Origin of the sequence: Sphingobium sp. (genome assembly GCF_035511395.1) — a bacterium.
GTDB lineage: Bacteria > Pseudomonadota > Alphaproteobacteria > Sphingomonadales > Sphingomonadaceae > Sphingobium.
On sequence record NZ_DATKFP010000352.1, the window covers coordinates 20,586 to 30,725 of the forward strand.

Below are 10,140 nucleotides of genomic sequence, written 5' to 3' on the forward strand. Positions count from 1 at the left end.
GATCCTCCATACTTCGGAGGAATCGTGCGTGTCCCATCGCTATCGTCATCTTGCCCTTGGCCTTCCCGTCCTGCTTTCGATCGCACTGGCCGGGTGCGACCGCACCCCATCCGATCCACGGACACAGCCGCCACTCGTCAGGATAACCACTTCAAGCCTGGCCAATGCCGCGACACGCGAGTTTACCGGCATCGTTGCGGCACGCGTGCAGAGCGATCTGGGCTTTCGGGTCGGTGGAAAGGTGATCGAGCGTATGGTTGATGCCGGACAGGTCGTTCGCCGCGGACAGCCGCTTATGCGGATCGACCTTGCCGACCTCGCGCTCGCGAGCCGCGCATCACAAGGCACCGTCGAAGCCGCCCGGGCGCGCGCATTGCAGACTGCAGCCGATGAGAAGCGTTACCGCGATCTGGTGGGCGCGGGCGCCGTATCGGCCTCCACTTACGACCAAACCAAGGCAGCCGCCGATTCAGCGCGCGCTCAGCTCACCGCAGCACAGGCGCAGGCCAATGTGGCACGTAACGAAACAAACTATGGCGTCCTGCTCGCCGATGCCGACGGCACAGTCGTCGAGACGCTGGCAGAACCCGGACAGGTGGTTGCGGCCGGACAGACCGTCATACGATTAGCGCGGTCGGGACCGCGCGAAGCCCTGGTGCAATTGCCCGAAACGGTGCGGCCCTCATTGAACTCTGCCGCCCGGGCCCGCACCTATGACGGCGCGACCGGCAGCGCCACCCTGCGCCAGCTCGCTGACTTCGCCAATCCAGCTTCGCGCACGTTTGAAGCCCGCTATGTTCTTTCAGGCGCGGTCGCCCGGGCGCCGCTAGGATCCACCGTCACGGTGACCCTTGCTGCGCCAGGCGAAGAGGTTGCGACCCAAGTGCCGCTTGGCGCGCTGCACGACACCGGGCGAGGTCCGGGCGTCTGGATCGTTAGAGCGGGCACCAAGCCAACGGTCGCGTGGCGGCCGGTTCGCGTCTCCGCCCTTGGTGAAGAGACCGCCACCGTGGCATCGGGACTTAAGTCGGGCGACCGCTTCGTCGCGATGGGCGCCCATATGTTGCATCAGGGTCAGGAGGTCCGAATCGCTGCCCCGGCCGCAGGTGCAGCCCGATGAGCGGGCAGCATGGTCTGCCCGGAAATGAGCCCGGTAAGCCGAGCCGGTTCAATCTATCCGCGCTGGCTGTCCGCGAGCGATCGGTCACATTGTTCTTCCTGATCGCTATCATTCTGGCGGGCAGCGTGGCGTTCCTGAAGCTGGGACGCGCGGAGGATCCAGGCTTCACCATCAAGGTGATGACGGTCGTCACCGCCTGGCCCGGCGCGACCGCTCAGGAGATGCAGGATCAGGTCGCCGAGCCACTGGAAAAGCGTTTGCAGGAACTGCGCTGGTACGACCGCAGCGAAACCTTCACACGGCCCGGCCTGGCCTTCACCACATTGACCTTGCGGGACACGACGCCCCCCGAAGACGTGCCGGACCAATTTTACCAGGCTCGCAAGAAGATGTCGGACGAAGCGCCCAATCTGCCGCATGGTGCGGTCGGGCCATTCGTGAACGACGAATATGGCGACGTCACCTTCGCCCTTTATGCCCTCAAGGCCAGGGGCGAGCCGCAGCGGTTGCTCGCACGGGAAGCCGAAACTCTGCGCCAGCGCTTGCTGCATGTTCCTGGCGTCAACAAAATCAATATCGTGGGCGAGCGCCCTGAGCGCATCTATGTCGAATTCGCCCAGGAGCGGCTGGCGACGCTTGGCGTCTCGCCACGCGACATCTTCGCTGCGCTGGCGGCGCAGAATATGATCACGCCCGCAGGCTCGATCGAAACCAAGGGGCAGCAGGTCATTGTGCGCATAGACGGGGCGTTCGACGACCTGTCCAAAATCCGCGACCTGCCCATCGTTGCAAATGGGGCCACCCTGCGCCTGTCCGAAATCGCCAAGGTCGAGCGTGGTTACGAAGACCCCGCCGCCTTCCTGATCCGCAGCCAAGGCGAGCCCGCATTGCTGCTCGGCGTCGTCATGCGCGAAGGATGGAACGGCCTTGAACTGGGCCAATCGTTGAAGGCGGAAATTGAGAAGATCACAGAGGAACTTCCCCTCGGCATGAGCCTGACCCCGGTCACCGATCAGTCGGTCAACATCTCCGAGGCGGTCAACCAGTTCATGCACACTTTCCTGGAAGCGCTGGCGATCGTGATGATCGTCAGTCTTGTGAGCCTGGGCTGGCGGGTCGGCATCGTCGTGGCGGCGGCGGTGCCGCTGACGCTGGCTATCGTGCTCGTCATCATGTGGGCCACCGGCCGCGTTCTTGACCGGATCACGCTCGGCGCACTGATCCTCGCGCTCGGCCTGCTGGTTGATGATGCCATTATCGCCATTGAGATGATGGTGGTGAAGATGGAGGAGGGCTACGATCGCATCCGCGCGTCCGCCTACGCCTGGAGCCATACCGCCTCGCCCATGCTGGCCGGAACGCTGGTGACGGTGATTGGGTTGATGCCGGTCGGGTTCGCGCAATCGACCGCCGGCGAATATGCCGGCAACATCTTCTGGGTCGTTGGCTTCGCCCTGATCGCCTCCTGGTTCGTCGCGGTGATCTTCACGCCATATATGGGCGTGAAGATGCTGCCGCATATCAAGCCCGTGGAAGGCGGACATGCCGCAATCTACCAGACGCCACGCTATGAGAAAGTGCGCAGCGTCATCGCCTGGGCAGTGCGGCGCAAGAAACTTGTCGCGCTCGCGACACTCGGCGCGTTCCTGATTGCAGGTGCCGGCATGCCGTTCGTCAACAAACAATTCTTCCCCGCGTCCGATCGGCCCGAAGTGTTGGTCGAGGTGCAGATGCCCAAGGGAACGGCGATCACCCGCACCAGCGAGGCCGCAAAGCAAGTCGAGGCCTGGCTGCGTAAACAGCCCGAAGCCAAAATCGTGACCGCTTATGTCGGCCAGGGGGCCCCGCGTTTCTTCATGTCGCTGTCGCCCGAACTGCCCGACCCCTCCTTTGCAAAGATCATAGTCCTCACCGCTGACGAGGAAGCGCGCGATGCCCTGAAAGTTCGGCTACGCCAGGCCGCGGCCGACGGCCTCGCGCCTCAGGCACGGGTGCGCGCGACCCAGCTGGTTTTTGGTCCCTATTCGCCCTTCCCCGTCGCCTTCCGGGTGAGTGGCCCTGATGTGGCGACGGTCCGCACCATCGCGGCCAAAGCGCAGAAGATCATGCAGGACGATCCGATGATGCGAACCGTGAACGCAGACTGGGGCGATCGGGCGCCTGCCCTGCACTTCGTCCTTGAGCAGGATCGGCTGCGTGCGCTCGGCCTGACGTCCAGTGTCGTGGCGCAGCAGCTTCAGTTTCTGCTCACCGGCGCTACCGTCAGCCAAGCGCGTGAGGATATCCGCACCGTCGATGTCGTGGCGCGCTCAAGTGGCAACGATCGGCTCGATCCGACGCGGATCGGCGACTATATGCTGACCGGCGCCAATGGCCAGCGCGTGCCGGTCAGCCAGATCGGCGAACTGGAAGTGCGGATGGAGGACCCGATCCTTCAGCGCCGCGATCGGTTACCGACGATCACCGTTCGTGGCGACATCGCTGAGGGACTGCAACCACCCGACGTCTCGGCCGCGATGCTCCAGAAGCTCCAGCCGATAATCAAGGAACTGCCGTCCGGCTACCACATCGATATGGCTGGTTCGATCGAAGAGGCCGAGAAGGCCAATTCGGCACTCGCACCGATCTTCCCGATCATGATAGTGCTGATGATGATCGTCATCATCCTCCAGGTGCGCAGCCTGTCGGCCATGGCGATCGTGCTGCTGACCGCGCCTCTGGGGCTGATCGGCGTCGTTCCTACGTTGCTGATCAGCGGCCAACCGTTCGGCTTCAACGCCATTCTCGGCCTGATCGCCCTTGCTGGCATCCTGATGCGAAACACGCTCATTCTGATCGGCCAAATCCACGACCATGAGAAGGAAGGGATGGACCCCTACCACGCCGTGGTCGAGGCGACGGTGCAACGTTCCCGACCGGTAATTCTGACCGCGCTGGCGGCGGTGCTCGCATTTGTGCCCCTCATCAGTTCAGTCTTTTGGGGATCGATGGCGGTGACCCTGATCGGTGGGACGCTCGGCGGCACGATCCTGACCTTGGTGTTCCTGCCCGCGCTGTATGCCCTGTGGTTCAAGATCAAGCCGCAATCCCGTGAGGAGCCTCCCAGTCCGCTGCCTAGCGCAAACCCGGTGGCGGCCTAGGAGGGAGGCCATCTGTCGTCGGTAGAGTCAGGAAGTGGCGCGGTATCGTGCGGCGCGCCTGTGGGGCTTGCCAGACGGTCCGTTTCCACTCCCTGCTCATCGAACCGGACATGCAGATCTCCCGCATCCGGCTCTCGGACAAGACATCACGCCTTCACCCACGACGGGCTGCAGCCAGGTCCGCCAGACGCACGAGGCCGAAGCGCTCGTACAGCTCGGGGGTGTGATAAGCTCCCGCGCGTTTTCGCCTGGTTTTATGTTTGGCCCGCAGCCACCGACGCAACCGCACTGCTGTGTAGCTGTCGATGGCCCGGTAGGCTTTGCTCGTGGTGCCAACCGAGAAGTAGTTGGCCCGTCCGCGCAGCACCCGGTTCATCTTGGCCACCAGATATGTGGTATCCTGCCAAGTGCCCGCCCGGTCCGTAAGCGTGTGGATCGTTTCGACCACGCGCTGGATGCTTTTCTTTGATGGCCGGTAGCCTATGCGGGCTTTGCCGGTTTTCGCAGAGTACATCCGACCGAACGTGTAGCCCAGAAAGTCGAACATCTCGTCCGGCACCTTGCACATGCGTGTCTTTTCCTCATTTACCGTCAGCTTCAGCTTCTCGATGAGCCCCCGCATATGATCGAGCGCGGCTTCCGCCTTGCCCTTCTGGCACAGGATCACGAGATCATCGGCGTAGGTAATGAGCCGCGAGCCGAGGCGTTGCCCCAGGCCGAGCTTCCGCCATCCCAGCACGAACCGGCGCATGTAGATATTCGCCAGCAATGGTGAGATGGGTGATCCTTGCGGGATGCCGCGCCGCTGATCGCGGGCCTGCGTCGTTCGTGTCTTCCTGCCCTTGTCGTTCGTTTCCTCGACAGCGCATTCCAGCCAGGATTTGATCAGATGCAGCACGCGCGGATCGACGATCCGGCGTGATACTGATTTCATCAGCTCCAAGTGAGGGATGGTGCCAAAGTAGTCGGCAAGGTCGGCGTCCACGACATCCGGTCGGCCACGGAACAGCTGCTCCTCCACCTCGACCACAGCCTGCTGGGCATTGCGCCCGGCTCGGTAGGCGTAGATTTCCGGTGGAAGGTCGGCTTCAAAGATCGGTTCGAGTACCAGCATTGCTGCTGTCATGCAGACCCGATCCCGCACGGTGGATATGCCCAGCGGCCTGAGTTTGCCGTTGGCTTTTGGTATGTAGACACGTCTGATCGGTTCCGGCCGGTACGTCTCCTTCCTGAGCGACAGCGCCAGTTCCGCCAGCCATCGTTCGACGCCATAGTCCTCGATGTCCGCAAAGTCCTGTCCATCTACACCCGGCGCGCCCTTGTTGGAGCGGCACTGGGCATAGGCATGGGCCAGAATGTCATCGCGGCTGATCTTGTCATATAGCGCGTAGAAACGATAACCGACTTCTGCCTTCGCTTTCGCGTGCAACGCCTTCTGCAGCTTCTGGACGCTTATCGGAGTTGATAGGTTTCCCAATCTCCTGCCCCTCACCACTTGCTTGCGTTCGTCTTGAACTGAGGCTCCTTCCCTCCACCGGCATTACCCGGCTTCCCCGGTACTACGGGCCTCTCCGCCACCCCACCGCGCCCTTCCCATCCCTCACGGGCGTCCGGTTGCCGATCCCTCGGCACGCCATGGGGCTTCCCGTGTTGCGTGCACTTTCCTTGCGTACATGCTGTCGCCACTACCCCGGTGCAGCAGACGGGCTCGAACGTCGCTCAAACTCGCCCGTCCATATCAACCTTCCCCGTAAGGGTTAACGGGTCGGCCTGCACATCGTCCTTTTCGAGGATTGCTCAGCGTTCACTCACGTTACGGCCTGTACGCTCGCACGGTCACCTATGTGACCGTCATCCGGGGGCTTCAGACATCTCGTCACCTCCATGCCTGCCCCGGTTGCTTCCGGCTGGAGCATCGCCGGGTGGGCCTGTCACCCACTAGAAAGTGCCGCCTTTGCACGGCGCACACCCAAATCGGCCATTCAGTAGACAAATTTTCATCCCCGGCAGCGGACCTTCCGCTTTTGCGATTTTCATGATTGGTACGTGACCGCCGCAGCCCAGATCCTGGGTCCTCGCAGCGACGAGGAGCCAGGCTTGGATTTCTGGGCCCTCTGCGAGAGTTAAAGCGTCCTCCACATCAACGCCGAGGTATCGGACCGTGCTTTCGATCTTCGTGTGCACAAGTAGCGTCACCTCGGAGACGCCGAAATAGGCAGCGATGATACGTCGATCATCTTCGTCCAGTTAGCGCGGCGTGCAGCGCCGGATGAATTGTTGGATATAGGCCGCATTGCAATCGGGCAGGTAGCGCGAACATTAGTGGTCATCAATGTTCTGTCACGGGCTGGACGGCTTCAAACCCCATTGCGTCGCTGACTAAAAGAGCGACGCGCTTCCATATCGCGATGCCATCCTGATTGTCCGCCGGCGCCAGCCTGCCAATCTCGATGGCGACCTGCATCGGTGCATCCCCTGTAGATGTGGACCAAAAGCTTCACGCAGGCCTGCAAATCCTCATCGGCCAGATCGTCTATGATCCTGCGTAGTCGGCTTATGTGTTCATCACGGCGGAAGGATCGGTATCGGAGTCGTTCTCTTCATCGTTGACAGCGTCGGCCGGAATGGGCTCCGGCTTTTCGGCCGCAGATGATTTTATAATTCTGGCTTGTAAATCGCTCAGACGCTGATCGGCGCTTTCCTCCGTCTCGCCTGCCGCGACAGCGGCCTTGAGATAGCGCCCGGCTGCCGTCTCGTTCTCGAACCATGCGGTTTCCTTGTCGAAGCCCGTGGCATCGCTGTCGCCAAGATCACGAACGGCGGCCATGTCGAACGCGCCGCAAATATCGAGTTTATTCCAGCTGAAATGACGGCCAAGTGCATCGTAACAATTCTGACTATATATCATTTCGCCCGGCAGTCCCTCGACCGCCACCTTCTTCAGGTTTGCTTCGCCACCTTTGACGCTGGAACCCTTGAGTTCGAGAACCGGCGGGGGAGCCTGTATGGCAATAGCTTCACTGATTGCCGCCTGCGCCGTGTTGGAGGCTTCCGTGGCAGTGCTGCCGGCGGTGTTTGATGAGGAACACTGGCCGATCACTGCGAGCAGGGCGATCACACCAACGCCTGCCCAGATCATGATCGAGGTCTGCGGAGCTTTGGCCTCGTCAGATGCCGCTTTGTGGTGATGACCTTTAGGATGGTTCAAAACAATGCCCCTAATATTGCAACCATGATTACCAAAGCATAGCTACGGCGCAGCCACACAAACACATGCGATCGGACGTATTTATGCTTGTGGTGGTGCAGGATGTTCCATACCCAATTGCAAATGGCGCTTTTGGGGGAAGCAATGGGGCAGACGATGATAGCCCGCCAAACAGGGGCGGCATTTGCGGCGGGCGAAGATGCAGCGGCATTATGGATCATGTCGACCTACGCGGGAGTGCAGGTCAAGCTAACCGATACCGCGATTGAACTGTCAGGAGCGCCCGATGCAGACAGCCTGCGCCGGATATGGCGCGCGGCGCTGCTCAATGGGAAACTGCTCAATCGGGCCCGTTCGCGGCGTGCCATGCTGCTCGAAAACCTGCTGTCATGAGCTTCTTGCCGCTCCGGTCGCGGGCGTTACCTGACGGGGCGACGATTTTCGTCAATGACAGTGGGCGTTTTTTCCTTGGGGCCGATGCCTTTGTCGGGCGACTGGTCGATGGTGCCGAAACGGAAGGCGACAGATTCAGTCTGCGGGCGGCTGGACATCTGATTGAGAACGCTGACAGCCTCGCGTTCGCGGCGCATAGCCGGGCGGTGGCGCGGAGGATCGCGCCAGCCGCGCCGCTCGATTATCTGATTCTCGTGCCGACGCTCCGCTGCAACCTTGATTGCAGCTATTGCCAAGTTTCGCGGGTGAATATCGACCGCGCCGGTTTCGACTGGAGCGAAGAAACTCTGGCGGCGGTTCTGGCGACGATTGACGGTCTTGCCTGCGACCGCCTCAAGATCGAGTTTCAGGGCGGCGAGCCGACATTGCGCCCGGACTTGCTCCTGGCGGTGATGGAGAAAGCCGAGCGTTTTGCGCAGCGCCAGTTCGTCATTTGCTCAAACCTCCAGCATATTGACGACGAGTTGCTGGCCATCTTCGACAGGCCCGATGTGTTTATCAGTACATCGCTCGACGGCGATGAAGTCACGCATGGTCGTCACCGCACAAAAGACGCAGGAACGACATCGGCCTTTTTCCGCAACCTGCGCTTCATCGTGAACCGCTACGGCCCAAGCAAGGTATCGGCGCTGCCGACGATCAATGCGGCAACACCGCCAGCGGCTGACGACCTGATCGACGCTTATGTTGCCTATGGCATGGACAGCATTTTCCTGCGCCCGATCAACTATCAGGGTTTTGCCCGCAAGCGGCACAAGCAGGCGCGCGAGCAGGACGAGACGTGGCGCAGCTATTACGAAGGCTTCATCCACCGCCTGATCGAACGCAACTGGGCGGATCAGGACCGAGTGCTGGAGGAAACCTATTTCAGCATCGGTTTGCGGCGGATATTCCAGCCGGGACGCGAGCGCCACGTCGATCTGCGTAACCCGAACCCGATGGGCCACGACTATATTGTGGTGGACCATGACGGGGCCGTTTATCCGACCGATGAGGCCCGGATGCTGTCGCGCTCCGGCGTCATCGACCTGTCGATAGGCACGATCGAAACGGGCTGGGACAGCGAGGCACGGGACTTGTTGAACAGCCACGCGACCAACCAGTTCGATCCGGCCTGTATGCGGTGCGCCTACCAGCCTTATTGCGGGCGCGACCCGATTGACGATCTCGCCCGTTACGGCCGGATCGACATGGCCCGGTACGACACGGCCTTCTGCCGCCGCCATATGCACCTGTTCGACCTCATCTTCCGGCTGCTTTATACCGATTGCGAGAAAGTGCGCCACTCGCTGGCCCAATGGCTGCGGCTGCCCTCTATTCCTGACAGTTTCGGCGAGGTGATGGCATGATCCCGCTGCTGCTCTCGGCAGAAGCGGAAGCGGACGCGCCTTTCGTCACGCGCCTGCGCGCGACCGGGACGTCAATGCACAGCGCCGATGCGATCCTTGTCGAATCCGACGCGCTGGGTGCGACCTTTGCAGGCGAGAGCGGCCTGTTCGCAATCGACGGGGCGACGGCGGAAGACCTTGACGGCGATGTAGTGCTGGTGCGCCCGCAGGCCGGACGGTTGGAGCGGCTGTTACGATCCGGCTCGCCGCATAACACGTTGCTGGTCACGGAACGCTGCGACCAGCTTTGCGTGATGTGTTCGCAGCCACCAAAGAAAACCCATGACGATCGCTTCGACCTGCTGGAGCAGGCCTGCTTGCTGGCGGAGCCGGATATGCTGATCGGCATATCGGGTGGCGAGCCGACACTCTACAAAGATCAGTTATTGGGCATGGTCGAGCGAGTGCTGACGGCACGGCCTGACCTCAGTTTCCACATCCTGACCAACGCGCAGCATTTCGACGCTCACGATATCTCCCGCCTGCGCGCGTCGCTCTATCGACAGGTCAGTTGGGGTATTCCGCTCTATGCTGCCGAACCGGCGTTGCATGACGAAATTGTCGGCAAACGCGGCGCATTCTCGCAGCTTGAGGAAGGGTTTGCCCACCTCATCATGGCGGGCGCACGGGTCGAGTTGCGGACTGTGCTGGTCACGCCCAATCATCACGCACTTCCCGACCTTGCGCGTTACGTCGCGGCGCGCCTGCAATTCGTTGAGGCATGGTCAATCATGCAACTGGAGAATATCGGCTTCGCTAAAGGGCGCTGGTCGAACCTCTATGTCGATCATCGCGCGGACTTCCGGCCGATCGGCATGGCGCTGACGCACG

The 10,140-nt window shown here is 61.5% G+C and carries 8 protein-coding genes and 1 pseudogene; 5 read left to right on the forward strand and 4 right to left on the reverse strand.

Annotated features, from left to right (window positions below; genetic code table 11):
• Nucleotides 1–28: 28 nt before the first annotated feature.
• Together VMR39_RS24420 and VMR39_RS24425 are read left to right on the forward strand one after the other, a co-directional pair.
• Complete coding sequence (locus VMR39_RS24420) at nt 29–1,120, forward strand: efflux RND transporter periplasmic adaptor subunit (protein ID WP_325420104.1); 1,092 nt, start codon at nt 29–31, stop codon at nt 1,118–1,120.
• Nucleotides 1,117–4,260: an efflux RND transporter permease subunit gene (locus VMR39_RS24425; protein ID WP_325420106.1), complete on the forward strand. Its 3,144-nt coding sequence runs from the start codon at nt 1,117–1,119 to the stop codon at nt 4,258–4,260. The genes VMR39_RS24420 and VMR39_RS24425 overlap by 4 nt, the downstream gene beginning before the upstream one ends.
• A 154-nt stretch (nt 4,261–4,414) precedes the next feature.
• On the opposite strand, the gene ltrA is transcribed toward VMR39_RS24425, so the two are convergent.
• From ltrA to VMR39_RS24445, 4 genes and pseudogenes are all read right to left on the reverse strand, one after another.
• Nucleotides 4,415–5,689, reverse strand: coding sequence for a group II intron reverse transcriptase/maturase (gene ltrA, locus VMR39_RS24430; RefSeq protein WP_325420108.1), 1,275 nt, complete (start codon nt 5,687–5,689; stop codon nt 4,415–4,417).
• 671 nt (nt 5,690–6,360) lie between these two features.
• Nucleotides 6,361–6,450: pseudogene (locus VMR39_RS24435) on the reverse strand (integrase); the annotation flags it as partial.
• 139 nt (nt 6,451–6,589) lie between these two features.
• Nucleotides 6,590–6,724: a hypothetical protein gene (locus VMR39_RS24440; RefSeq protein ID WP_325420111.1), complete on the reverse strand. Its 135-nt coding sequence runs from the start codon at nt 6,722–6,724 to the stop codon at nt 6,590–6,592.
• Nucleotides 6,725–6,814: 90 nt separating this feature from the next.
• Nucleotides 6,815–7,468: a hypothetical protein gene (locus VMR39_RS24445; RefSeq protein WP_325420113.1), complete on the reverse strand. Its 654-nt coding sequence runs from the start codon at nt 7,466–7,468 to the stop codon at nt 6,815–6,817.
• Between the two features lie 102 nt (nt 7,469–7,570).
• Between VMR39_RS24445 and VMR39_RS24450 the strand changes: the two genes are divergently transcribed.
• The 3 genes from VMR39_RS24450 to VMR39_RS24460 all read left to right on the forward strand — a co-directional run.
• On the forward strand, nt 7,571–7,861 hold the full coding sequence (locus tag VMR39_RS24450) for a hypothetical protein (RefSeq protein WP_325420115.1): 291 nt from the start codon (nt 7,571–7,573) through the stop codon (nt 7,859–7,861).
• A complete protein-coding gene (gene hxsB, locus VMR39_RS24455) occupies nt 7,858–9,270 on the forward strand; it encodes a His-Xaa-Ser system radical SAM maturase HxsB (RefSeq protein WP_325420117.1) in 1,413 nt (470 codons plus the stop codon). The genes VMR39_RS24450 and hxsB overlap by 4 nt, the downstream gene beginning before the upstream one ends.
• A partial coding sequence (locus VMR39_RS24460; protein ID WP_325420119.1) for a radical SAM protein occupies nt 9,267–10,140 on the forward strand: 874 nt, incomplete at its 3' end. The genes hxsB and VMR39_RS24460, both read left to right, overlap by 4 nt.

Excerpts from the sequence above, each read along its gene's own strand:
- VMR39_RS24440 (WP_325420111.1), bottom strand. The coding sequence starts at position 6,724 with ATGCAGGTCGCCATCGAGATTGGCAGGCTGGCGCCGGCGGACAATCAG.
- hxsB (WP_325420117.1), top strand. The coding sequence starts at position 7,858 with ATGAGCTTCTTGCCGCTCCGGTCGCGGGCGTTACCTGACGGGGCGACG.
- VMR39_RS24450 (WP_325420115.1), top strand. The coding sequence starts at position 7,571 with ATGTTCCATACCCAATTGCAAATGGCGCTTTTGGGGGAAGCAATGGGG.
- VMR39_RS24425 (WP_325420106.1), top strand. The coding sequence starts at position 1,117 with ATGAGCGGGCAGCATGGTCTGCCCGGAAATGAGCCCGGTAAGCCGAGC.